The organism is Streptomyces sp. NPDC015220 (genome assembly GCF_043079345.1).
Classification (GTDB): domain Bacteria; phylum Actinomycetota; class Actinomycetes; order Streptomycetales; family Streptomycetaceae; genus Streptomyces.
On record NZ_JBIBUK010000002.1, the window covers coordinates 865,049 to 887,317 of the forward strand.

Here is a 22,269-nt window from a genome sequence, read left to right on the forward strand (position 1 = left end):
AATTCTCGACGAACTCTTTCACCGGGGTGCCCGGCCATCCGCGCATGAGGGCAGCGGCGCGTCCGCACGGCCGTGCGTCCGGGTATCCCCGCCCCAGGTGTCCGGCTGTCCGCGAAAGGACGGCCCGGCCGTCGGCGGTTTCGCCGGAACCCACCCCATGACGGACATGGACACCGATTTCCCGGCGACCGCCCGCGCCTTCCGCAAGGCCGTCGCCGGGCGACCGCGCGGAGCGCTTCCCCGGAAAACCCGCGGCGGGGCCGGCCGCGCGATGCTCACCGCCGCCGGCCCCGCGATGCCCGCCGCCGCCGCCGCCCGCGCTCACCGCGCGTACAGCGCCTCCACCTCCCGCGCGAAGTCCCGCAGCACCGCCGCCCGGCGCAGCTTCATCGACGGGGTCAGATGCCCCGCCCGCTCGGTGAAGTCCACCGGGAGGACGGCGAAACGGCGGATCGACTCGGGGCGCGAGACCAGCTTGTTCGCCTCGTCCACCGCCCGTTGCAGGACGGCCGCCAGCTCGGGGTCGTCGGTCAGCAGTTCCAGGGGCACCGGATGTCTGCCGTTCATCCGGCGCCAGTGGGTGATGCCGTCCGCGTCCAGGGTGATCAGGGCGGTGACGTAGGGGCGGCCGTCGCCCAGCACCATGCACTGGGAGATCAGGGGGTGCGAGCGGAGCCAGTCCTCCAGGGGGGCGGGGGCTACTTTCTTGCCGCCCGCGGTGATCAGGATCTCCTTCTTCCGGCCGGTGATCGTCAGGTAGCCCTCGTCGTCGAGGCGCCCGATGTCCCCGGTCGGGAACCAGCCCTCGTGGGTCGCCGGGACCACTCCGCCGGCATGCGGGTCCCAGTACCCGCGGAACACCTGACCACCGCTCAGCAGCACCTCGCCGTCGGCGGCGATCCGCACCCGGGTGCCCGGCAGCGGTCGGCCCACCGTCCCCAGCCGGGGCCGGTGCGGGGGCGTCACCGTCGCCGCGCCGGTGGACTCGGTCAGCCCGTAGCCCTCGTAGATCTCGATGCCGGCACCGGCGTAGAAGGCGGCCAGGCGGCGGCCCAGCGGGGAGCCGCCGGAGATGACGTGGCACAGCCGGCCGCCGAGGGCGTTGCGGATGCGGCGGTAGACGAGGGGGTCGTAGAAGGCGCGCGCCGTCCTCAGCGAACGGCCGGGGCCGGGCCCGGAGCCGCGCTGTCCGGCCTCCACCGCCTCGCCGTAGCGGCGGGCCACCGAGGCCGCGCGGTCGAAGACGGCGGCCCGGCCGCCGCGCTCGGCCGTCGCCCGCGCGTTGTTGTAGATCTTCTCCAGCATGTACGGGATGGCCAGCAGGAACGTCGGCCGGAAGCTCGCCAGGTCGGCCAGCAGGTCCTGCGCGTTCAGGCTGGGCGCGTGGCCCAGCCGTACCCCGGCGCGGACACAGGCGATCGCCACCATGCGGCCGAAGACGTGCGACAGGGGCAGGAAGAGGAGCGTGGCGGACTCATCGCTCCCCTTGCCCTTGAAGACCGGGGCGAGGAGTTCGATCGCGTTGTCGACCTCGGCCAGGAAGTTGCCGTGGGTCAGCGCGCAGCCCTTCGGACGGCCGGTGGTGCCCGACGTGTAGACCAGGGTGGCCAGGGTGTCGGGGCCCAGGACGCCCCGGCGCACGTCGACCTCCTGGTCCGGGACCGTCGCGCCCCGCTCCGCCAGGCGGTCCAGGTGTCCGCTGTCCAGCACCCACATGTGGCGCAGGCCCAGCAGGCGGTCGCGCTCCGGACCGAGGGCCGCCGCCTGCCCGGCCGTCTCGGTCACCAGGGCGACCGCGCCGGAGTCCTGGAGGATCCAGCGGGTCTGGAAGAGGGAGGACGTGGGGTAGACGGGGACCGTGACCAGGCCCGCCGCCCAGGCGGCGAAGTCGAGCAGCGTCCACTCGTACCGTGTGCGCGCCATGACCGCGATCCGGTCGCCCGGGACCAGTCCCTCCGCGATCAGGCCCTTCGCCAGGGCCAGCACCTGCCGGGCGAAGAGCTCGGCCGTGACGTCCGTCCACCGGCCGTCCGCGCCCCGGCGGCTCAGCACGCGGAGTCCGGGGTCGGCCTGCGCGTTCTCGAACGGCAGGTCGGCCAGCGAGCCGTGGGTCACCCGGGCCACCAGCGGGGGCGTGTACGCCTCCCGCACCTCACCGTCCAGCCGCCGGATCTCCGGTTCGGCGAGCACCGGGCCGGCGTCGGGGTCGAGGAGCCCCTCCTCGGTGAACGGCGGCACGGCGGAGGAGGGCGGCATCGGCGAGGACGAGTAAGAGATGGGCATGGCAGCTCCTGAGGCCTGCGGCAGGCCAGTCGCGCACTGCGCACTGCTCCGCCGCATGGGGTACGCGCGGTGCGTACCGGGTCGTTCACCGGAGGTGCGCGGCTGTGCGGGCCCGCGGGGTTACCGCCGGTTGCAACCGGGATCGTACGGCGCGCTCATGGGGGGTGCGTGCGGGTTCGGGGCGGATCGGGAGGTGGTCCGGGGCCGGGGATGTGCAGTTGTCCCCGAGGGGCCCAGCGCGCCGGACCGTGCCCGGGCGAGCCCTGCGCGGGCGGTCCGGCGTCCGGCCGGCCGGCCTTCCGCGGCCGCTCGGCCGCCGGAGCGGGTGGCCCCGGAGCCGGTCGGCGCGCTCCTTCGAGGAGGGCCCCGGACGGCGGCCACGTGCCCCTCCGGCGACCGTCCCGGTGCTCGCCGGGCGCGTCGTCCCGGCCACCGGCCGGGCCGGACGCGCGTCAGGGGCGTTCGAGGACCGCCGTCACGCCCTGGCCGCCCGCGGCGCAGACGGAGATCAGTCCGCGTCCGGGGCCGTCGCGCTCGGCGAGCAGTTTGGCCAGGGTCGCCACGATCCGGGCGCCCGTCGCCGCGAAGGGGTGGCCGGTGGCGAGGGAGGAGCCGGCGACGTTGAGGCGGTCGCGGTCGACCGGGGCCAGGCCCCGCTTCTCCCAGGCGGCCAGGGTGGCCAGCACCTGGGAGGCGAACGCCTCGTGGATCTCGATCAGGTCGAAGTCCTCGATGCCCAGCCCGGCGCGCTCCAGCATCCGGGGGACCGCGTACGCCGGCGCCATCAGCAGCCCGTCCTCGCCGTCCGCCACGTCCCCGTGCACGAAGTCCACGGCCGCCGTCTCGTAGGCCGTCAGATAGGCGAGGGGTTCCAGGCCGCGGGCCCGGGCCCACTCCTCGGAGGCCAGCAGCACGGTCGCCGCGCCGTCGGTCAGCGGGGTCGAGTTGCCCGCGGTCATGGTGGGGTTCGGCTGGTCCAGGCCGAACACCGGTCCGAGCGCGGCGAGTTTCGCGGCCGTCGAGCCGGGGCGGAGGTTCTGGTCGCGGGCCAGACCGCGGAACGGAACGACCAGGTCCTGGAAGAAGCCCCGCTCGTAGGCGGCCGCCAGCCGCTGGTGGCTGGCGGCCGCGAGTTCGTCCTGCGCCTCGCGGCCGATGCCCCAGGCGCGGGCGGTGACGGCGGCGTGCTCGCCCATCGACAGGCCGGTGCGCGGCTCGGCGTTGCGCGGGATGTCGGGGACGAGGTGGCCCGGCCGCACCTTCGCGAGCGCCTTGAGCCGGCCGCCGGGCGACTTCGCCCGGCGGGCCTCCAGCAGGATCCGGCGCAGCCGGTCGTTGACGCCCAGCGGTGCGTCGCTCGCCGTGTCCGCGCCGCCCGCGACGGCCGACTCGCCCTGCCCCAGCGCGATCTTGTTGGCGGCGGCGATCACCGCCTGAAGGCCGGTGCCGCAGGCCTGCTGGACGTCGTACGCGGGGGTTCGCGGGTCCAGTCCGGAGCCGAGCACGGTCTCGCGGGCGAGGTTGAAGTCGCGGCTGTGCTTGAGGACGGCGCCGGCCACGAACTCGCCCACAGCGCCCGGCCCGGTCAACTCGTACCGCGCGACGAGGCCGTCGAGCGCCGCGGTGAGCATCTGCCGGTTGGACGCGGTGGCGTAGGGGCCGTCGGAGCGGGCGAACGGGACGCGTGTCCCGCCGACGACCGCCACCCGGCGGGCCCGAGGCGGCTCAAGGGGACTCATCTCGACCTGCTCCTCAACCGTGACGTAGTCTTACCGACGGTAACCTTACTTGAGAGTCAGCAAATGTGAACCTGTGGGGAGATGGCACATGGCCGACCGCTATCTGAGCTTCACCGGCACCACGCCCGGCCGCTTCCTGACCCGCCGGCTCGGCCTGCCGCAGCCCGCGGCCCTGCGCCGCTGGTCGCCCCGGCATCCGCGGCTCGACGGCCCGTTGCTGCACCTCACGGCGGGCAAGTCGGACCTGGACCTGGCGCCCGTCCTGGCCCGCACCGGGCTCCCCGCGGCCAGGACGGCCGACGGCTCCCCGGGCCCGGCGGCCGGAGTCTCCCCGGCCGCCGTGGTCCTCGACGCCACCGGGGTCCGGGACGTCGGCGCGCTCGGCGAGGTGCACGCCGCCCTGCACCCCGTCGTGCGGTCGGTGGCCGCGAGCGGCCGCGTGCTCGTGCTGGGCGCCCCGCTCGACCCCGCCGACCACCACCAGGCCGCCGCCCAGCAGGCCCTGGAGGGCTTCTCGCGCTCGCTCGGCAAGGAGATCGGCGGGGGCAGGACCGTGAACCTGCTGCGGCTCACCGACGCGCGGGCCGCCGAGTCCACCCTGCGGTTCCTGCTCTCGCCCAAGTCGGCCTACGTCAGCGGCCAGGTCGTCCACACCGACGCCCGCGAACCCACCGCCCCCGACGACTGGGACCGCCCCCTGGCGGGACGCACCGCCCTGGTCACCGGCGCCGCGCGCGGCATCGGCGAGGCGGTCGCCGAGACCCTGGCCAGGGACGGAGCCCGGGTCGTCGTGCTGGACGTCCCGGCGGCCGAGGAGGACGCCCGCCGGGTCGCCGAACGCCTCGGCGGCACCGCCCTCGCCCTCGACATCACGGCCGCCGACGCGGGCGAGCGGATCGCGGCCGCGCTGCCCGACGGGCTGGACGTGCTCGTCCACAACGCGGGCGTCACCCGCGACCGACGGCTGGTCAACATGCCCGCCGAGCGCTGGAGTTCGGTGCTGGAGGTCAATCTGGCGAGCGTGCTGCGCAGCACCGACGCGCTGCTCGCGGCCGGCACGCTGCGGCCCGGCGGCCGGATCGTGGCCACCGCCTCCATCGCGGGTCTGGCCGGCAACGCCGGCCAGACCAACTACGGCGCGAGCAAGGCCGGGATCGCCGGTCTGGTCCGCTGCCTGGCGCCCCGCGCGCTGGCGGAGCACGGGGTGACGGTCAACGCGGTCGCCCCCGGATTCATCGAGACGAGGATGACGGCCGCGATCCCCCTGTTCATCCGCGAGGCGGGCCGTCGCATGAACTCCCTCGCACAGGGCGGTCTGCCCGCCGACGTCGCCGAGACCACCGCCTGGCTCGCCCATCCCGCCTCCGGCGCGGTCAACGGCCAGGTCGTCCGCGTCTGCGGCCAGAGCCTGCTGGGGGCGTAGAGCGTGACCGGCCCCGACTCCGCTCCCCCGGCCGCCGGGCCCTCGTCCGTCGTCCTGACCCGCGCTCCCGCCCTGGCCCCGTCGCTCGCCCGCGGCGCCCTGCGCTCGCCGTTCAAGCGGCCCCGCCCGGACGCCCCCTTCCCGCGCACCCGGCTCGTGCTGCCGTCCGTGCGGGCCGACCTCGCCCGGCTGGCGGCCTACGAGCGCGTGTGCGGATTCCCGGCCGGCGCCGGGACGCTGCCGATCACCTATCCCCACGTGCTCGGCTTCCCGTCGGCCATGCGGCTGATGAGCGCCGGTGAGTTCCCGCTGCCGTTGCTCGGCCTGGTCCACACCTCGATCGACATCACCCGGCACGGCGCGCTGCCCGTGCCGGACGCGTACGAACTGGCCGTGCGCGTCGCCGGGCTGTCGCCGCACCGGCGGGGCACGGAGGCCACCGTCGTCACCGAGCTGCGCGCGGACGGGAGCGTGGTCTGGGAGTCGACCAGCACCTACCTGGCCCGCCACCGCACCGAGGGCCGTACGGCCGAACCTCCCGGTCAACGGCGCGAGCCGCTCGCCGAGGCCGGCCGGTGGCGGATCGCCGCCGACCTGGGCCGCCGCTACGGCGCCGCGTCCGGGGACCGCAACCCGATCCACCTGCACCCGCTCACCGCCCGCCTGTTCGGTTTCCCCCGGCCGATCGCGCACGGGATGTGGACGGTGGCCCGCTGTCTCGCGGTGCGCGGCGCCCCGGAGGCCGCCCTGGTCCGGGCCCGGTTCCGGGCCCCGGTGCCGCTGCCGTGCGAGGTCGTCCTCGCCGCCGACGACACCGGCCGCTTCGAGCTGCGCACGCCCGACGGACTCCGCACCCACCTGACGGGCGAGGTGCTGCCGCTCACCGCCTGAGGTCCCGCGCCTTCGCGGGCGACGTCCGCCCGTCGAGGAGCGGCGCCCGGTGCGTGCTCTCCGGGGCGCCCCCTGCTCGAAGAGCCCGGGGGCACGCGGGCCGGAAGTCCTCGTACCGGGCGTACTCGGGCCCATGCCCGGTGCGGCGAGCGGGCCCCCGCTCGAAGAGCCCGGGGAAGGCGTGCCGGGCGTCGCGACGGGCGGACGAGCCTGCCGCGGCCCTAGTTCTCGGCCGGAGGCGTCCACGGCCGGCCCGCCATGAGCTCGCCCAGGCCGGCCCAGGCGAAGTTCATCAAGGTGGCCGCCGCCTGGTGGGCCGTGACGCCCGGGGTGGTGTTGGCCCAGTCGGCCAGCGACTCCGCGGCGCCGACCAGGGCCTCGGCGAGTCCGGCGACCTCGTGCTCGGGCAGGTCGGGGTCCTGGTGCGCCTCCCGGGCGGCCACGGCGATCAGCCGCGTCACGAACACGACGAGTCCCTCGCGCATCGCGGCGACCTCGGCCGCGAACGGCTCACCGTGGGTGCGGGCCTGGAAGTGCAGCACCGCCCAGGCGTCCGGGTGCCGCGCGGTGTGCGTGAAGAAGGCCCGCAGCCCCTCCCAGAGCCGCCGGTCGGCGGGCAGGCCGGGGCGCACCCCGGCGCGGACGGCCTCGGTCAGCGCGCCCGCCTCCCGCCGGATGCACGCGCTGAAGAGGTCTTCCTTGGAGTTCAGATACAGATAGACCAGGGGCTTGGAGACACCCGCCAGTTCGGCGATCTCGTCCATCGAGGCGGCCGTGTAGCCGCGCCTGCCGAAGATCCGCACGGCGGCGTCGAGCATCTGCTGCTCGCGAACCGCCCTCGGCATCCGCCTGGTCTTCACGGCACCCATGCGGGCAAGCCTACGGTTCGCGGCGCCGGCCGCGACCGCGCCGACCGGCGCATTACGGCCGGACGGCCCGGAACGGCCGGATCACGTCGTCAGGACGCCTGGCTCTGCGCCCGGGCCCGGTCGTCTGCGAGGTCCTCGGCGCCGGCGTTGGCCTCGATGTTCGCCTTCATCCTGTCCACCCGCGCGGCGACCTGCACCGACGCCCGGTCCCGCTCCTTGCGCAGGGCGACGAAGCTGATCGGGGCCGAGATCACCAGCGCGAGCAGGGCGATCCACAGACCGTTGGAGTTCCCGAGGCCACGGGGGGCGATGCCGGAGTAGACGAGGCCCCAGACGACCAAGAAGCAGCCCACGAAGATCCCGAGGCGCATCAGCGTGTAGCGGAGCATCTCAATCCACTCTTCCGTTCCGAAGGAGGCCAAAGGGGCACCGTCCAGTGAAGCACGCCCGGCGGCCGATCATGCAGGCGGGTGCCGGGGCCCGCCGAAGCCTCAGGTCAGCGGCAGGAGCATGAACACGTCGTCACGGTCGTCGCCCGGCGCCACCCGGATCGCGCCGGGCACCCGGCCGACCTCCTTGTAGCCGCAGGAGGCGTAGAACCGTTCCAGGCCGAGGCCGCCGCGGCAGGTGAGCCGGATCGCCTCGATGCCGTCGATGCCGCGGGCCGCGTCGGCCGCCGCCGTGAGCAGGTCCCGCCCGTACCCCCTGCCCTGGTGGCGCGGGTGCACCATCACCGTGTAGAGCCACAGCCAGTGGGTCATCAGCCGGTGGGTGTTGGACGTCAGGAAGGCCGCCGCGGCGACCCGCCCCTCCTCGTCGTGGCCGACCAGCAGCCGGGCGCGGCCTTCGGCCATCGCCACGAAGTGCTTCACCAGCTCCGCGCGTATCGCCTCCCGCGGCGCGGGCGGCACGAAGCCGACCGCGCCGCCGGCGTCCGTCACATCGGTCCACAGGTCGAGGATGCCGTCGCGCAGGACACGGTCGACGGAGGGGTCCAGCGTGAAAGTAAGGGGCATGTGGCCATCGTATCCATTACGCGGGGGCGTCCTGCCGGGGAGATCCACCCGGTCAGCGGGTCAGCGCCCGCGCCGCCACCTCCAGGTCCGCCACCAGCCCCCGGTAGGCGCCCTCACGGTCCTCGGCGCGCAGCACGGACGAGGGGTGCACGGTCGGGACCAGGAGCTCCGGCCGTCCGTGGACCTCCCGCTCCAGCACCGTTCCGCGCACCTCGCCCACCCGGAACGACGAGCCCAGCAGGGCCCTGCCGGCCGTCGCGCCCAGCACCACGATCAGCTCGGGCTCGACCAGGGCCAGTTCGGCCGCCAGCCACGGCCCGCACGCGGCCGTCTCGCGCAGGCTGGGCGCCTTGTGGATCCGGCGCTTGCGCGGCTCGGCCCGGGTGAACTTGAAGTGCTTGACCGCGTTGGTGACGTACGCCTCGCCCGGATCGATGCCCGCCTCGGCCAGGGCCCGGTCGAGGAGCTTCCCGGCCGGCCCGACGAACGGCCTGCCCTGCCGGTCCTCCTGGTCGCCGGGCTGCTCGCCGACGAGCATCACCCGGGCGCCGGTGTCGCCCGCGCCGAACACGGTCTGGGTGGCGTCCCGGTGCAGCGGGCAGCCCCGGCAGCCCGCGGCCGCCTCACGCAGCTCCGCGAGACCCGCCCCCTCGGGCACGAAGGGCCCGGCGGTGTAGGCGTCCTCGGGCGCCCCGGAGGACGCCTTGGTGGTGGCCATGCCGGACGGGTACCCGCCCGGCACGGCGGCTCACCGTCGCCTCAGACCCGCATGGGCTGCGGCGACTCGCGGCGCCCGGCTTCCGGGCCGTCGTACTCGCGGATGATCTCGTAGCGCGTGTTGCGCTCCACCGGGCGGAAGCCCGCGTCGCGGATCAGCTCCAGCAGGTCGTCGCGGGTCAGCTTGTTCGGCGTGCCGAAGTTGTCCGCGTCGTGCGTGATCTTGTACTCGACCACCGACCCGTCCATGTCGTCGGCGCCGTGCTGGAGCGCGAGCTGCGCGGTCTGCACCCCGTGCATCACCCAGAACACCTTGACGTGCGGCACGTTGTCGAAGAGCAGCCGCGAGACCGCGAAGGTCTTCAGCGCCTCGGCGCCCGTCGCCATGGTCGTACGGGCCTGGAGGCGGTTGCGGACCTTGCCGTCCTTCAGGTCGACGAAGTCGTGCTGGTAGCGCAGCGGGATGAAGACCTGGAAGCCGCCGGTCTCGTCCTGCAGCTCGCGCAGCCTGAGCACGTGGTCCACGCGGTGGCGGGGCTCCTCGATGTGGCCGTAGAGCATGGTGCACGGGGTCTTCAGGCCCTTCTCGTGCGCCAGCCGGTGGATCCGGGACCAGTCCTCCCAGTGGGTGCGGTGGTCCACGATGTGCTGCCGGACCTCCCAGTCGAAGATCTCGGCGCCGCCGCCGGTCAGCGACTCCAGGCCGGCGTCGATCAGCTCGTCGAGGATCTCCGAGGCGGACAGGCCGCTGATCGTCTCGAAGTGGTGGATCTCCGTCGCCGTGAACGCCTTCAGCGACACCTCGGGCAGCGCGGCCTTCAGCTCGCGCAGCGAACGCGGGTAGTAGCGCCAGGGCAGGTTCGGGTGCAGCCCGTTGACGATGTGCAGCTCGGTGAGGTTCTCCGACTCCATCGCCTTGGCGAGCTTGACGGCCTCCTCGATGCGCATCGTGTACGCGTCCTTCTCCCCCGGCTTGCGCTGGAAGGAGCAGTAGGCGCAGGACGCGGTGCACACGTTCGTCATGTTGAGGTGACGGTTGACGTTGAAGTGCACCACGTCGCCGTTCTTGCGGGTGCGCACCTCGTGCGCGAGGCCGCCCAGCCACGCCAGGTCGTCCGACTCGTACAGCGCGATGCCGTCCTCGCGGGTCAGCCGCTCGCCGGAGCGGACCTTCTCCTCCAGCTCGCGCTTGAGCCCGACGTCCATACCCATACCTCTTTCTCGGGAGACTGCGTAAACCGTACGCCTGGACCGTCAGACCTCTTCGGGCAGCTCACCCACCCGGTTCTCCCACTTCGTGGACAGCACGATGGTGGTACGGGTGCGGGAGACGCCCTTGGTGCCGGACAGCCGCCGGATGATCCGCTCCAGGCCGTCGACGTCCGCGGCTCGGACCTTGAGCATGAAGGAGTCGTCGCCCGCGATGAACCAGCAGTCCTCGATCTCGGGCAGGTCCTTCAGCCGCTGCGCCACGTCCTCGTGGTCGGCGGCGTCGGAGAGCGAGATGCCGATCAGGGCGGTGACGCCGAGACCGAGCGAGGCGGCGTCCACCGTGGCGCGGTAACCGGTGATGACACCGGCCGCCTCCAGCCGGTTGATGCGGTCGGTGACGCTCGGCCCCGACAGGCCGACGAGGCGCCCCAGCTCCGCGTAGGAGGCCCGGCCGTTCTCCCTCAGGGCCTGGATGAGCTGCCTGTCCACCGCGTCCATGCGTTCGAAGCCTTCCGCTGGAGGGATCCGGCGAGGGACCCCAGAAGTTCTTGAAGTGTCAAAGGTGGTGCTGGTACTGCTCACTGCTCGGGCCGACGGTTTCGATCACTCGTTCGCTTGAGGAGCGGAGCCGCCGCCCAGTTCGCCCTCCCAGCGGCGGTACAGACGGTGGGGTACGCCCACCGTGTCGAGGGCGCGGCCGGCGACGAAGTCCACCAGGTGCTGGATGTGCGTCGCGCCGGCGTAGAAGGCGGGCGAGGCGGGCAGGACGGTGGCGCCCGCTTCGTCCAGTGCGACCAGGTGCCGCAGCGTCGGACCGTTCAGCGGGGTCTCCCGAACGGTCACGACCAGCGGCCTGCGCTCCTTGAGGGTGACGCTCGCCGCCCGCTGGAGCAGGTCCTTCGACAGCCCGAGCGCGACCCCCGCCACGCACGCCGTCGAGGCGGGCACGATCAGCATGCCCTTAGCCGGGTACGACCCCGAGGACGGCCCGGCCGCCAGGTCGCCGGCGCTCCAGTGCCGCACCCCCGTGATGTCGACGTCGAAGGTGCCGGGCTTGCCGTCGGCGCCGAGGGACAGCCATTCGCGCAGGTCGTCCCGCCAGTGGGCGTCCCGGAAGGAGATGCCGGTCTCGTCGAGCAGGGTGAGCCGCGAGGCCCGGCTGACCACCAGGTCGACGCTTTCCCCGGCGTCGAGCAACGCGCGCAGCACCGCGGCCGCGTAGGGCGTGCCGGACGCTCCGGATACCCCCACGATCCAAGGCGTGCGCTGCGTTTCTCCTGGCTTCATGATGTCGAGCCTATCCGGCGGCGCTCATGATCCGAACCGGGAGGGAACACGGCGCGAACCGCGGGGACTCAGACCGTCAGCCCCCGCACCAGCAGGTCCAGCAGCGCGCACACGAACAGGGCGATGCCGATGAAACCGTTGACGCTGAAGAAGGCGCGGTTGAGGCGGGACAGGTCGTGCGGGCGGACGATCGTGTGCTCGTAGACGAAGGCGCCCGCGACGACGACCAGACCCAGCCAGAAGAAGACGCCGGCGCCGGTGGCCAGGGCGTACCAGACGAACAGCGCGGTGGTGACGGTGTGACAGCCGCGCGCGCCCCAGATCGCGGCCGGGATGCCGAAGCGGGCCGGGACGGACCTGACGCCGATCCTCCGGTCGGTCTCCACGTCCTGGCAGGCGTAGATCAGGTCGAAGCCGCCGATCCAGACGCCGACGGCCAGGCCCAGGATGACCGCCTTCCAGGACCACTCGCCGCTGATCGCGAGCCAGCCGCCGATCGGTCCCATCGCCTGGGCCAGACCCAGGATGGCCTGCGGGAAGTTCGTGAACCGCTTGCCGTAGGGATAGACCACCATCGGGATCACCGCGACGGGGGCGAGGGCCAGGCAGAGCGGGTTGAGCGCGGCGGCGGCGGCCAGGAAGACGACCAGGGCGATCAGCGCGCCGGTCCAGGCGTGCCGCACCGACATCGCGCCGGTCACCAGCTCGCGGCGGGCGGTGCGCGGATTGCGGGCGTCGATCTCCCGGTCGATGATCCGGTTGACGGCCATGGCGAAGGTGCGCAGCCCCACCATGCACACGGTGACCAGGAGCAGCCTGGCCCAGTGGATGCTCCTGTCCCACTCGTACATCGCGGTGAGCGAGGCGATGTACGCGAAGGGCAGCGCGAACACGGAGTGCTCGATCATCACCAGGCGCAGGAACGCCTTGGTACGTCCCGGCTGCGGGATCGCGGCGGACGCGGAACTCACAGGCCGTACTCCTTCCACCGGCGGTCGACCTTCGCCGCCGTATCCGGGTCGGAGACCACCATCTCCGGCCAGCCGCCGTCACGGGTGTAACCCTCCTCGGGCAGCTTCCTGGTCGCGTCGATACCCGCCTTGCCGCCCCAGAACTGCTGGTAGGAGGCGTGGTCGAGGTGGTCGACGGGGCCTTCGACGACCGTGAGGTCACGGGCGTAGTCGGTGTTGCCGAGGGCGCGCCAGGCCACCTCGTGCAGATCGTGCACGTCGCAGTCGGCGTCGACGACCACGATCAGCTTGGTCAGCGACATCATGTGGGCGCCCCAGACGGCGTGCATCACCTTCTGGGCGTGCTTGGGGTACTTCTTGTCGATGGAGACGATCGCGCAGTTGTGGAAACCGCCGGCCTCGGGCAGGTGGTAGTCCACGATGTCCGGCACGATGATCTTCAGCAGGGGGAGGAAGAAGCGCTCGGTCGCCCGGCCCAGCGGGCCGTCCTCCGTCGGGGGCCGGCCCACGACGATCGACTGGAGCAGCGGCCGCTTGCGCATCGTCACGCAGTCGATGGTCAGCGCCGGGAAGGGCTCCTGCGGGGTGTAGAAGCCGGTGTGGTCGCCGAACGGGCCCTCCGGCAGCGTCTTCCCGGGCTCCAGCCAGCCCTCCAGGACCACTTCGGCGTTGGCCGGTACCTGGAGCGGCACCGTCTTGCAGTCCACCATCTCGATCCGCCTGCCCGCGATGAACCCGGCGAACAGGTACTCGTCGATGTCGCCGGGCAGCGGGGCGGTGGAGGCGTACGTCACGGCGGGCGGGCAGCCGAAGGCGATGGCGACCGGCAGCCGTTCGCCCCGGCGCGCGGCCACCTGGTAGTGGTTGCGGCTGTCCTTGTGGATCTGCCAGTGCATGCCGATGGTGCGCCGGTCGTGCCGCTGGAGGCGGTACAGCCCGAGGTTGCGGACGCCCGTCTCGGGGTCCTTGGTGTGGGTGAGCCCCAGGTTGAAGAAGGACCCGCCGTCCTGCGGCCAGGTGAACAGCGCGGGCAGGGCGTCCAGGTCGACGTCCTCGCCGCGCAGGACGACTTCCTGTACGGGAGCCTCCTTGACCCTGCGCGGCGGCACGTGCGTCATCGCGCCGAGCTTGCCGAACGCCTCGCGCACGCCGACGAAGCCGTGCGGCAGTTCGGGCCGCAGCAACCCGCCGATCTTCTCGCTGATCTCCCCGTACGACTTCAGGCCCAGCGCCTTGAGCAGCCGCCGGTCGGTGCCGAAGACGTTCATCGCCAGCGGCATCGCCGAGCCCTTCACGTTCTCGAAGAGCAGCGCGGGGCCGCCGGACTTCTGCACCCGGTCGACGATCTCCCCGACCTCCAGGTACGGGTCCACCTCGGCCTTGATGCGCTTCAGGTCGCCCTCGCGCTCCAGCGCCCTCAGCAGGGAGCGAAGATCGTCATAAGCCATGTGTCCCAGTATCTTCCACCGCCCACCCCCGACCTGTCACCGGGGCCGCCCCCAGGGAGCGGGGCGCCGTGGCCGTCCGCGCGCAGGCACGGCGCGAGCGGACCCGGCCGCCCTCCGTTCCCCGACCGGGCGGGCCTTCGCCAGGGCCCTCGACGGCCCGGCGACCCTGCCGGCGACCGCCGGGTCCGGCCTCACCGGGGCGGCCGGGGCCACCGTCGGACGGGTGCCCGCACCGGCGCGGTCGAGTTCCCGACGCCGGTGACGGACCGGTCGCCCGGCCACCTGACGCCATGACAGCATTTGTCCCCAACCCTCCTGTCCCGCAACGCACTTCGCGACGGCATTCGAGTTGCACGGTGACCGGTTGGCCGTAGTTAATGGGTTCCACTCAGTGATGAGCACCGCTCATGTACCAGGGGGACGCATGGACAGACCCGAGCCGCCGAGCCACTACGACATACCGCCACCGCCCGTCCACCCGCCGTCGAACATGGTGGACCTGCGGGTCAGCAAGAGGCTGCTGTGGGTGGGCGGGGCGGCCTATCCGCTGCAGAACATCACCCGGGTCCACACCTTCGTCCTCACGCCCAGGCGGTGGGAGGCCACCATGCGCTTCCTCAAGCGCCTCGCGATCATCCTGTCGGTGGCGTTCGCCCTCACCATCCTGGGCGGCATAACGAGCATCGCGAGCCAGGACGCGGCCGGCACGATCGTCACGCTCGTCTGGCTGGGCTCCGTGGCGGCGATCGTGCTGAGCCTGGTGGAGCTGGTGGGCGTGCTGAGCGCGGCCTCGCAGTACGTGCTGGCCGTCGAGACGTCGGGCCCGTCCATGGCGCTGGTGACCAGCCCCGCCCCCCAGTACCTGGACCAGCTCGTGGGCAGCGTCGTCCAGGCGATCGAGAACCCCGAGGCGGAGTTCCACGTCCGGGTGGAACGCCTCCTGGTCAACCCGAAGAACTACTACTTCGGCGACAGCGTGAACATGTTCGGCGGCACCGGCAACGTGGGGATGACGAAGGCATGAGCGGCGACAACTACTACTTCGGCGACAGCGTCACCATGAACGGCGGACGCGGCAACACCGGCATGGTCAAGAACCAGGCGCCCCCCGCCGCCGAGTCCGCCTCCCCAGAGCTGGAGGCCGCGGTCCGCGAGCTCGTCGAGCTCGTGCGGGAGCTGCGGGCCGGCGTCCCGTCGGCCAGCGCGCGGGCCATCGACGACTCCCTGCCGGACATCACCGCCGACCCGGCCGTGCCGCCGCAGGAACGGCACCGGGCGCTGATGGCCGTCGCGGGCATCGCCGCGACCGTCGGAGCGGTGGGCCAGCCCGTCGTCGAGGCGGTCAACCGGGTTCTGGCGCTGCTGGGTTCCTGACCGACCCGGCGCGGAACACCGTCGGCCGACGTCCACGCCGGCGCGGCCGGCGTTCGGACCCGGCCGGCGCCTCCGCCCGTACGGGGCACACTTGCCGGGCGGCGGGCGCGCCCGCACAGTGAGGGCATGGACCAGGAACGGGCACGCGCATGGCTCGCCACCGCCGTGGCCGAGGCCCGCGCCGGGCTGGCGGAGGGCGGCATCCCCATCGGGGCCGCCCTGTACGGAGCCGACGGGACCCTCCTCGGCCGGGGCCGCAACCGCCGGGTGCAGGACGGCGACCCGGCCACGCACGCGGAGACGGCGGCCTTCCGCGCCGCGGGACGGCAGCGGTCGTACCGCGGCACGACCATGGTGACCACGCTCTCGCCCTGCTGGTACTGCAGCGGACTGGTGCGCCAGTTCGGCATCACCCGGGTGGTGGTCGGCGAGGCGGCGACCTTCCACGGCGGCCACGACTGGCTGGCCCGGCACGGCGTGGAGATCGTGCTGCTGGACGACCAGGAGTGCGCGGCGCTGATGCGGGAGTTCGTCAGGGCCCACCCGGATCTGTGGAACGAGGACATCGGCGAGTAGTTCCCGCGGCGCACCCGGGCTCCCGCGCACCCGGGCTGCCGTGCCCCCGAGCTCCCGAGCTCCCGTGCCCCCGGGCCCCCGGGCGCCGCGTGGTCCGGGCGTCCCGGGCCCGTCCACGGCCCGGTGCCGACGGCGGTGGCGGCCGGCCGCCACCGAGCACCCGCCCCGGCCATGTCCGAGCCCCCGGCTACGGCTGCCCCCGCACCTGATCGATCAGACGTGTGAAGCGTTCCCGCCAGCCCGCCTCCGACTCGCCCTCGCCCTCGCCCTCGCCCTCGCCCTCGCCCTCGAACTCACGGGTGAAGCGGAGCACGGAGCCGTCCTCGCCGTCCCGTTCGAGGTGGAAACGGAGCCGGTCGCCGTCCCCCACCGTGTACTCGGCCACCCGGTCGACGTCCCACGCGGTGATCCGCCCGTCGCCCAGGTCGCGCAGGCTGACCGCGCCGCCCAGCCGGGGCTGGAGCTCGTCGGCGGCGGTGCACCAGCCCGCCAGCCCCTCCGGTGTGGTCAGCACCGGCCAGACCTTCTCCATGGGCCGGGGAAGCCGTACCCGGAAGTGGAGCAGGTGCGTGTTCCCGTGGGTCTGGCTGGTGCCCTGTTCGATGGATCCGGTCATGACACCAGCCTGACTCCATACGGGTGCGGACGCACGTGCCGCGGCCCGGTCCGGGAAGGCGGCCGTGGCACGGCGGAGGCCGGTTCCCCTGACCCGGGGGTCACGGGAACCGGCCTCGGCCGCCGGGGGCGCTACACGCCCGCGTAGGAGTGCTTACCGCCCACGAAGATGTTCACGCCGTAGTAGTTGAACAGGTAGCAGGCGAAGGCGATGAGCGCGATGTACGCCGCCTTGCGGCCCTTCCAGCCGGCGGTGGAGCGGGCGTGCAGGTAGCAGGCGTAGGCGACCCAGGTGATGAAGGCCCAGGTCTCCTTCGGGTCCCAGCCCCAGTACCGGCCCCAGGCCGACTCGGCCCAGATGGAGCCCGCGATGATCGTGAACGTCCACAGCGGGAAGACGGCCGCGTTGATGCGGTAGGCGAACTTGTCCAGGGTCGCCGAGGCGGGCAGCCGCTCCAGGACGGAGGTCGCGAACGAGCCGGGCTTGCCGCCGCCGGCCAGCTTGTTCTCGTAGGAGTCCTTGAACAGGTAGGCCAGGGTGCCGACCGCGCCGACGTAGAGCGCGGCGCCGCAGAAGATCGCGGTGGAGACGTGGATGTACAGCCAGTACGAGTGCAGGGCCGGGACCAGCTGGTCGCTCGCCGTGTAGAGGACGGTGACCGCGAGGCCCAGGTCGAGCAGGACCGTGGTGGTGAGGAACAGGCCGATCCAGCGCACGTTCTTCTTCAGGGCGAGCAGCGCGAGGTACACGCCGACCGCGACCGTGGAGAAGGTGATGTTGAACTCGTACATGTTGCCCCACGGCGCCCGCTCCACGGAGGCCGCGCGGGTGACGACGCCGCTCAGCTCCACCAGGAAGGCGAGCACGGTGAGGGAGACCGCGATCCGCCCGTACAGGTCGCCCTGGACGTCGCCGCCGTGAGCGCCGGGCCCGTCGGGCACGTCGCGGGAACCGGCGGCGGACCGCACGACGACCTTGGGCCGCTCCAGCACGGCGGTGCCCCCGGCGGACTTCACGGCCACCGCCACAGACGCCTTGGCCGGCGCGTCCTCCTTGGCGGTCAGCGCGGCGGCGGTACGGGCCACCTTGCTGCGGCTGCCGAACAGCCATTCGGCGATGTACGCGAAGAAGGCCAGGGTGTAGACGGCCATCGCGGAGTAGATCAGCGTGTTGCTGATGTGCGCGAGATGTTCGTTGGTCGCCGTGGCGAGCTCGGTTGCGGCGGCGAGAGTCACTTCTTCTCAGCCCCTTCGACGGGTACGGGGGTATCGGCGTCCGGCTCCCGGTCGGGGGCGGCGTCGGTCTGTGTGGGTGCCTTGTCGTGGACGAGGGCGGCCAGGGCGCCGATCTCCTCGGGGAGTTTCGCGGACTCGCTGCGGCCCAGGCCGGCCACCTCGACGACCGTCGCGCCGTCCGCGCCGCACACCGCCCGCACCCAGACCCGGCGGCGCTGGATGAACAGGGAGCCGGCCAGGCCGGCGATCGCGGCGATGGCCCCGGTCAGCGCCCAGCCGGTGCCGGGCTGCTGGACGACCTGGAAGCCGGCCCACTCCTTGATGTCCTTGTCGAAGGTGATGGAGCCCGCCCCGCCGGGCAGCTCCATGGTCTCGCCGGGCAGCAGCCGGGCCTTGGAGATGTTGCCCTTGGCGTCCTTGAACGGCTTCAGGTTCGGGTTCTTGGTGTCCAGCTGGTAGACGTTCTGCGGGACGCCCGCGTCGACGCCCAGGTCGCCGTGGTAGCCGCCCAGCGCCAGGACGGGGAAGTCCAGCGCGGGGAACTGGGAGAACATCGTGCCCTTGCCGGCGCCCGCGAAGGTCGGCACGAAGAAGGCCGAGAAGCCGAGCTGCTCCACCTTGCCCTGCGCGTTCCGGTACCCGTCGAAGACCTTGATGGCGCCCTGCGAGGTCTCGTTGGAGTCCAGCGGCAGCATCGGCACGGCCTGGCGCATGACCACGTCGCCCTTGCCGTCGCGGACGGTGACGGTGGGCGCGTAGCCGTGGCTGACGAGGTAGACCTTGGCGTCGCCGATCTCCAGCGGCTGGTTGACCTTGACGATCTTGTGCTGGTCCTTGCCGTCGGCGCCCACGCTGTAGTCGATGGCCGCCTCGAAGGTGCGCGGGGTGCCCTTGTTGGGACCGGTGCGCTCGTAGGTGGCGGTGAACTTCTTCAGGTTGAAGCTGAACGGCACGAGGTCGTCGTCGTTGAAGAGGTTGCCCGACTTGAAGTCGTCGTACTGGGTGAGGGTGTTGGCGAAGCCGTCGCCCTCGATGATCAGCTTGTTGCCCTCGGTCTTGAACAGCTGGCCCCAGGCGAAGGCGGTCAGCATGACGATCAGCGCGATGTGGAAGACCAGGTTGCCGGCCTCGCGCAGATAGCCCTTCTCGGCGGCGACGGCGTCACCCGCGGTGTGCGCGCGGAAGCGGCGCTGCTTGAGGACCTTCAGCGCGGCCTCGCGGACCTCCTCGGGCTCGGCGGCGGTGCGCCAGGTGGCGTACGCCGGCAGCCGGCTCAGCCGCTTGGGCGCGCCCGGCGGGCGGCTGCGCAGCTGGCCCACGAACTGCCAGGTGCGCGGCACGATGCAGCCGATGAGGGAGACGAACAGCAGGATGTAGATCGCGGAGAACCACACCGAGCTGTAGACGTGGAACAGGCCGAGCCTGTCGTAGACCGGCGCGAGCGTCCGGTGGGCCTGCCTGAAGGCCTCGACCTTCATCGCGTCGCTGCCGGTCTGCGGGATCAGCGAGCCGGGGATGGCGCCGAGGGAGAGCAGGAACAGAAGCAGCAGCGCGACCCGCATGGAGGTCAGCTGCCGCCAGAACCAGCGGACCCAGCCGAGGATCTCCCGGCCGGTCCAGGCCAGCCGGCCGGCCAGGCCCGGGGCCCGGTTGCCGCCGAAGGAGCCGGGGACGGACGTCTCCGCGGGGGCGGTGGACAGCTGCGAACCGGCGGCGCCCAGGTCGTCCTCGCCGGGCGGCGGGGCGGCCGGGGTCTCGTCGGCGCTCGCACCCGTTGTCGTCTTGCTCATGGATCAGATCCCCACAGTGAAGCCGTCGGACCAGGTCTGCATCTCCTGCACCAGCCGGTCCCAGGCGCCGGTGAGCAGGAGCACACCGGTCGCGATCATCATCGTGCCGCCGATGCGCATCACCCAGACATAGTGGCGCTTGACCCAGCCGAAGGCGCCGAGCGCCTTGCGGAAGGCGACCGCGGTGAGCACGAACGGGATGCCGAGCCCGGCGCAGTAGGCGACGGTCAGCAGGGCGCCGCGCCCGGCACTGGCCTGCTGGAAGGAGAGCGTCTGGACGGCGGAGAGCGTCGGGCCGATGCACGGGGTCCAGCCGATGCCGAACAGCGCGCCGAGCAGCGGCGCGCCGATCAGGCCGGTGCTCGGCCGCCTGTGGAAGCGGAACTCACGCTGGGTCAGCCAGGGCATCAGGCCCATGAAGAACACACCCATGAGGATCATGAGCACGCCCAGCACCTTGGTGAGGGGGCCCTTCTGGTCCTGGAGGTTCTGGCCGAAGTATCCGAACAGGGCGCCGCCGGAGACGAACACGGCGGAGAAGCCGAGGACGAAGAGGGAGGCGCCGGCGGTCATCCGGCCGCGCCGCGCCTCACCCAGGTCGGTGCCGGTGACACCCGTCACGTAGGACAGGTAGCCGGGCACGAGCGGCAGGACGCACGGCGAGAAGAAGGAGACGAGTCCGCCGAGCATGGCGACGGGCAGCGCGAGCAGCAGGGCTCCGCTGAAGACCGTGTGGTTGGTGTCAGTGGCTGCGGCCAGTAGCACGACGGCTCACTTCTCCGCGACGACCGGGTCGAGCATCTTGCGCAGCTTCTCCTCGCTGAGCCCCTGAAGGGCGCGCGCCGCGATGTTCCCGTCCCGGTCGACGATGATCGTGGTCGGGATGAGCTGCGGGTTGAGGGTGCCCTTCTTGAAGCGGAGCATCAGCTTGCCGGTGGGGTCGTACAGGCTCGGGTACGGCACACCGTAGTGCTTCTCGAACTGGATGGCCGGCTGGGTGCTGGTGTCGCGGGTGTTGATGCCGACGAACTGCACGCCCTTGCCGGCGTTGTCCTCGGCGACCTTGACCAGGTTGGGCGCCTCGGCCCGGCAGGGCGAGCACCAGGAGCCCCAGACGTTCAGGACGACGACCTTGCCCTTGTAGGAGGCGATGTCGAGCCGCTTGCCGTCGATGGTCTTGCCGGAGAGGTCGGGGGCGGGCTTGCGTTCGCCCTTCTTCACGGTCGCGATGCCGTCGGAGCCGGTGATGAAGTTGGTGTTGCCCGAGCCGCCGGTGGTGCCTCCGGAGCCGCACGCGGACAGGGCGAGTGCCAGGGCGGCGGTCCCGGCGGCGAGCAGGGCGGCGCGGCCACGGACACGGCTCCTGCGCGTGCGGTGCGGACTGGACGTGCGGTTCGCCCGGTTCGAGCACTGGGGGGCGCGGCTGACGGCACTCATGTGAAAAGTTTCGCATGCCTGTTCCGGGGATCTTGCCCGCCCCCCTCGCGGGCGGAAAACCGCATTTCAGGCGGTGCCCGAGGTGCCCTTGCCGGTCCCGGCGCCGGCGGCGGTGTCCTGCGTGAACGCCTTCCAGCCGCCGGCGGGCTGCTGCCCGACCCCGAGGGTGCGCAGCTTGGCGAGCATCTCCGGCTTCTGCACGTCCAGCCATTCGACGAACTGCTTGAAGGAGACCAGGCGCACGTCCGCGCCCTTGTCCCGCTCCGCCACGATGTGCTTGAAGGCCTCTTCGACGGAGTCCATGTAGATCCCGCCGTTCCACTGCTCGAAGTGGTTGCCGATGAAGAATGGCGCCCTGTTTGTCTGATATGCCCGTTCGAAGCCCTGGATGTAGGCCTGCGCGGACTGCTGTCGCCAGCCGGGGTAGTTGGCGGGCGGCGCCTTGGTGGAGTTCACCGACTGGTTGGCGAGCATGTTGTAGTCCATCGAGAGGACCTGGAACGAGTGGCCGGGGAAAGGTATCTGCTGCAACGGCAGGTCCCATATGCCCAGCTTCTTCACCGGCCACACCTGGAGGCCGCCGGGCGAGGAGGCGTCGTAGCGCCAGCCCAGCTCGCGGGCGGTGGGCAGGAGGTGGTCCTGGCCGAGCAGACAGGGGGTACGGCCGCCGGCCAGTTCCTTGTCGTAGTCGAAGGGCAGGGCGGGCAGGTCGTGCCAGCCGGTGTTGGTCTTCCACTGCTTGACGAAGGACTTGGCCTGGTCGATCTCGCTGCGCCACTGCTGCGGCGTCCACCACTTGACCGAGCCGTGGGTCTCGCCGCAGAAGTGGCCGTTGAAGTGGGTGCCGATCTCGTGGCCCTCGAGCCAGGCCCGGCGCACGTTGGTGAGCGTGGCCTTGACGTGCTCGTCGGTGAGGTAGCCGATGTCGGAGGCGCCGCGCGGGTTGTTCGGCGGGTCGTAGAGCCGCTTCTTGCCCTCGGGCAGCAGATAGAGCCCGGAGAGGAAGAAGGTCATGTGCGCGTCGTGCTGCTTGGCCAGGTCCAGGAAGCGCGGGAAGAGGCCGTTGCCGACCTCGCCGGCCCCGTCCCAGGAGAAGACGACGAACTGCGGCGGGGTCTGACCGGGCTCCAGCGGCGTCGGCTTGGCGGGCTGGCGCGGCTGCTTGCCGGTGAACGAGGTCGAGCCGTCGCCGATGAGGCGCGCGGGGGCCTGCGTGCCCTTGCCGTGCGAACCCTTGCCCGAACCGGAACCGCCGGCGTGACCCGAGCCGTCCGAAGACTTGAGAGCGCCGCAGCCCGCGAGCCCGACGGCTGCCGCGGTGCCCGCGCCCAGGCCGAGCATTCCCCTCCGGGAGAAGGTGCGCATGAGTTCCCCGATCCGTCACG

General features: G+C 72.4%; 22 protein-coding genes. 5 read left to right on the top strand and 17 right to left on the bottom strand.

Going from position 1 to position 22,269, the window contains the following annotated elements; genetic code table 11:
- Positions 1-321 precede the first annotated feature (321 nt).
- Both ACF061_RS08765 and ACF061_RS08770 read right to left on the bottom strand, forming a co-directional pair.
- Positions 322-2,256 (bottom strand): AMP-dependent synthetase/ligase, encoded by a 1,935-nt coding sequence (locus ACF061_RS08765; RefSeq protein ID WP_392266190.1) that lies wholly within the window; start codon positions 2,254-2,256, stop codon positions 322-324.
- A gap of 479 nt (positions 2,257-2,735) precedes the next feature.
- Positions 2,736-4,022, bottom strand: a complete 1,287-nt coding sequence (locus tag ACF061_RS08770; protein ID WP_392266075.1) for an acetyl-CoA C-acetyltransferase — start codon at positions 4,020-4,022, stop codon at positions 2,736-2,738.
- Positions 4,023-4,110: 88 nt separating this feature from the next.
- On the opposite strand from ACF061_RS08770, the gene ACF061_RS08775 reads away from it, so the two are divergent.
- Together ACF061_RS08775 and ACF061_RS08780 are read left to right on the top strand one after the other, a co-directional pair.
- Positions 4,111-5,445, top strand: a complete 1,335-nt coding sequence (locus tag ACF061_RS08775) for a 3-oxoacyl-ACP reductase (protein WP_392266076.1) — start codon at positions 4,111-4,113, stop codon at positions 5,443-5,445.
- A gap of 3 nt (positions 5,446-5,448) precedes the next feature.
- A complete protein-coding gene (locus ACF061_RS08780; protein ID WP_392266077.1) occupies positions 5,449-6,336 on the top strand; it encodes a MaoC family dehydratase in 888 nt (295 codons plus the stop codon).
- A 221-nt stretch (positions 6,337-6,557) separates the two neighbouring features.
- Here the strand turns inward: ACF061_RS08780 and ACF061_RS08785 are convergent, their stop codons facing one another.
- The 9 genes from ACF061_RS08785 to ACF061_RS08825 all read right to left on the bottom strand — a co-directional run bounded on the left by ACF061_RS08785 (position 6,558) and on the right by ACF061_RS08825 (position 13,856).
- On the bottom strand, positions 6,558-7,205 hold the full coding sequence (locus tag ACF061_RS08785; RefSeq protein WP_392266078.1) for a TetR/AcrR family transcriptional regulator: 648 nt from the start codon (positions 7,203-7,205) through the stop codon (positions 6,558-6,560).
- Positions 7,206-7,294: 89 nt separating this feature from the next.
- The gene (locus tag ACF061_RS08790) at positions 7,295-7,594 is read right to left on the bottom strand and encodes a DUF4229 domain-containing protein (protein WP_392266079.1); all 300 of its coding nucleotides are present in this window, start codon (positions 7,592-7,594) and stop codon (positions 7,295-7,297) included.
- A 102-nt stretch (positions 7,595-7,696) separates the two neighbouring features.
- Positions 7,697-8,221: a GNAT family N-acetyltransferase gene (locus tag ACF061_RS08795; RefSeq protein ID WP_392266080.1), complete on the bottom strand. Its 525-nt coding sequence runs from the start codon at positions 8,219-8,221 to the stop codon at positions 7,697-7,699.
- 52 nt (positions 8,222-8,273) lie between these two features.
- The gene (locus tag ACF061_RS08800; RefSeq protein ID WP_392266081.1) at positions 8,274-8,939 is read right to left on the bottom strand and encodes a UdgX family uracil-DNA binding protein; all 666 of its coding nucleotides are present in this window, start codon (positions 8,937-8,939) and stop codon (positions 8,274-8,276) included.
- A gap of 41 nt (positions 8,940-8,980) precedes the next feature.
- Entirely contained in the window at positions 8,981-10,144 is a 1,164-nt protein-coding gene (gene mqnE / locus ACF061_RS08805; RefSeq protein ID WP_392266191.1) for an aminofutalosine synthase MqnE, read from the bottom strand.
- Between the two features lie 48 nt (positions 10,145-10,192).
- Positions 10,193-10,648: an Lrp/AsnC family transcriptional regulator gene (locus ACF061_RS08810; RefSeq protein ID WP_392266082.1), complete on the bottom strand. Its 456-nt coding sequence runs from the start codon at positions 10,646-10,648 to the stop codon at positions 10,193-10,195.
- 105 nt (positions 10,649-10,753) lie between these two features.
- Positions 10,754-11,437: a UbiX family flavin prenyltransferase gene (locus ACF061_RS08815; protein ID WP_392266083.1), complete on the bottom strand. Its 684-nt coding sequence runs from the start codon at positions 11,435-11,437 to the stop codon at positions 10,754-10,756.
- Between the two features lie 68 nt (positions 11,438-11,505).
- A complete protein-coding gene (gene mqnP, locus ACF061_RS08820; protein WP_392266084.1) occupies positions 11,506-12,408 on the bottom strand; it encodes a menaquinone biosynthesis prenyltransferase MqnP in 903 nt (300 codons plus the stop codon).
- Positions 12,405-13,856, bottom strand: a complete 1,452-nt coding sequence (locus ACF061_RS08825) for a menaquinone biosynthesis decarboxylase (RefSeq protein WP_392266085.1) — start codon at positions 13,854-13,856, stop codon at positions 12,405-12,407. Before ACF061_RS08825 ends, mqnP begins: the two co-directional genes overlap by 4 nt.
- A 424-nt stretch (positions 13,857-14,280) precedes the next feature.
- On the opposite strand from ACF061_RS08825, the gene ACF061_RS08830 reads away from it, so the two are divergent.
- The 3 genes from ACF061_RS08830 (at position 14,281) to ACF061_RS08840 (ending at position 15,806) form a co-directional block, all read left to right on the top strand.
- On the top strand, positions 14,281-14,880 hold the full coding sequence (locus ACF061_RS08830; RefSeq protein WP_392266086.1) for a DUF6232 family protein: 600 nt from the start codon (positions 14,281-14,283) through the stop codon (positions 14,878-14,880).
- On the top strand, positions 14,877-15,230 hold the full coding sequence (locus ACF061_RS08835) for a hypothetical protein (RefSeq protein ID WP_392266087.1): 354 nt from the start codon (positions 14,877-14,879) through the stop codon (positions 15,228-15,230). Before ACF061_RS08830 ends, ACF061_RS08835 begins: the two co-directional genes overlap by 4 nt.
- A gap of 126 nt (positions 15,231-15,356) precedes the next feature.
- Positions 15,357-15,806, top strand: a complete 450-nt coding sequence (locus ACF061_RS08840) for a nucleoside deaminase (protein WP_392266088.1) — start codon at positions 15,357-15,359, stop codon at positions 15,804-15,806.
- Positions 15,807-15,993: 187 nt separating this feature from the next.
- Here the strand turns inward: ACF061_RS08840 and ACF061_RS08845 are convergent, their stop codons facing one another.
- The 6 genes from ACF061_RS08845 to ACF061_RS08870 form a co-directional block, all read right to left on the bottom strand.
- Positions 15,994-16,422, bottom strand: a complete 429-nt coding sequence (locus ACF061_RS08845) for an SRPBCC domain-containing protein (protein ID WP_392266089.1) — start codon at positions 16,420-16,422, stop codon at positions 15,994-15,996.
- Positions 16,423-16,553: 131 nt separating this feature from the next.
- Positions 16,554-17,657 (bottom strand): c-type cytochrome biogenesis protein CcsB, encoded by a 1,104-nt coding sequence (ccsB, locus tag ACF061_RS08850; RefSeq protein ID WP_392266090.1) that lies wholly within the window; start codon positions 17,655-17,657, stop codon positions 16,554-16,556.
- Positions 17,654-19,447 (bottom strand): cytochrome c biogenesis protein ResB, encoded by a 1,794-nt coding sequence (locus ACF061_RS08855; protein WP_392266091.1) that lies wholly within the window; start codon positions 19,445-19,447, stop codon positions 17,654-17,656. The genes ccsB and ACF061_RS08855 overlap by 4 nt, the downstream gene beginning before the upstream one ends.
- A gap of 3 nt (positions 19,448-19,450) precedes the next feature.
- Positions 19,451-20,212 (bottom strand): cytochrome c biogenesis CcdA family protein, encoded by a 762-nt coding sequence (locus ACF061_RS08860; protein WP_392266092.1) that lies wholly within the window; start codon positions 20,210-20,212, stop codon positions 19,451-19,453.
- Between the two features lie 6 nt (positions 20,213-20,218).
- Positions 20,219-20,884, bottom strand: a complete 666-nt coding sequence (locus tag ACF061_RS08865) for a TlpA family protein disulfide reductase (RefSeq protein ID WP_392266093.1) — start codon at positions 20,882-20,884, stop codon at positions 20,219-20,221.
- A 66-nt stretch (positions 20,885-20,950) separates the two neighbouring features.
- Positions 20,951-22,249 carry a hypothetical protein gene (locus ACF061_RS08870; RefSeq protein ID WP_392266094.1) on the bottom strand — a complete coding sequence of 433 codons (1,299 nt, stop codon included), beginning with the start codon at positions 22,247-22,249 and terminating at the stop codon, positions 20,951-20,953.
- Positions 22,250-22,269 lie beyond the last annotated feature (20 nt).

Excerpts from the sequence above, each read along its gene's own strand:
- ACF061_RS08870 (WP_392266094.1), bottom strand. The coding sequence starts at position 22,249 with ATGCGCACCTTCTCCCGGAGGGGAATGCTCGGCCTGGGCGCGGGCACC.
- ACF061_RS08785 (WP_392266078.1), bottom strand. The coding sequence starts at position 7,205 with ATGGGTGCCGTGAAGACCAGGCGGATGCCGAGGGCGGTTCGCGAGCAG.
- ACF061_RS08830 (WP_392266086.1), top strand. The coding sequence starts at position 14,281 with ATGGACAGACCCGAGCCGCCGAGCCACTACGACATACCGCCACCGCCC.
- ACF061_RS08815 (WP_392266083.1), bottom strand. The coding sequence starts at position 11,437 with ATGAAGCCAGGAGAAACGCAGCGCACGCCTTGGATCGTGGGGGTATCC.
- ACF061_RS08810 (WP_392266082.1), bottom strand. The coding sequence starts at position 10,648 with ATGGACGCGGTGGACAGGCAGCTCATCCAGGCCCTGAGGGAGAACGGC.
- ACF061_RS08855 (WP_392266091.1), bottom strand. The coding sequence starts at position 19,447 with ATGAGCAAGACGACAACGGGTGCGAGCGCCGACGAGACCCCGGCCGCC.
- ACF061_RS08790 (WP_392266079.1), bottom strand. The coding sequence starts at position 7,594 with ATGCTCCGCTACACGCTGATGCGCCTCGGGATCTTCGTGGGCTGCTTC.
- ACF061_RS08825 (WP_392266085.1), bottom strand. The coding sequence starts at position 13,856 with ATGGCTTATGACGATCTTCGCTCCCTGCTGAGGGCGCTGGAGCGCGAG.
- ACF061_RS08865 (WP_392266093.1), bottom strand. The coding sequence starts at position 20,884 with ATGAGTGCCGTCAGCCGCGCCCCCCAGTGCTCGAACCGGGCGAACCGC.
- ACF061_RS08800 (WP_392266081.1), bottom strand. The coding sequence starts at position 8,939 with ATGGCCACCACCAAGGCGTCCTCCGGGGCGCCCGAGGACGCCTACACC.
- ACF061_RS08795 (WP_392266080.1), bottom strand. The coding sequence starts at position 8,221 with ATGCCCCTTACTTTCACGCTGGACCCCTCCGTCGACCGTGTCCTGCGC.
- ACF061_RS08840 (WP_392266088.1), top strand. The coding sequence starts at position 15,357 with ATGGACCAGGAACGGGCACGCGCATGGCTCGCCACCGCCGTGGCCGAG.
- ACF061_RS08765 (WP_392266190.1), bottom strand. The coding sequence starts at position 2,256 with ATGCCGCCCTCCTCCGCCGTGCCGCCGTTCACCGAGGAGGGGCTCCTC.
- mqnE (WP_392266191.1), bottom strand. The coding sequence starts at position 10,144 with ATGGACGTCGGGCTCAAGCGCGAGCTGGAGGAGAAGGTCCGCTCCGGC.
- ACF061_RS08845 (WP_392266089.1), bottom strand. The coding sequence starts at position 16,422 with ATGACCGGATCCATCGAACAGGGCACCAGCCAGACCCACGGGAACACG.
- ACF061_RS08775 (WP_392266076.1), top strand. The coding sequence starts at position 4,111 with ATGGCCGACCGCTATCTGAGCTTCACCGGCACCACGCCCGGCCGCTTC.
- ACF061_RS08835 (WP_392266087.1), top strand. The coding sequence starts at position 14,877 with ATGAGCGGCGACAACTACTACTTCGGCGACAGCGTCACCATGAACGGC.
- ACF061_RS08770 (WP_392266075.1), bottom strand. The coding sequence starts at position 4,022 with ATGAGTCCCCTTGAGCCGCCTCGGGCCCGCCGGGTGGCGGTCGTCGGC.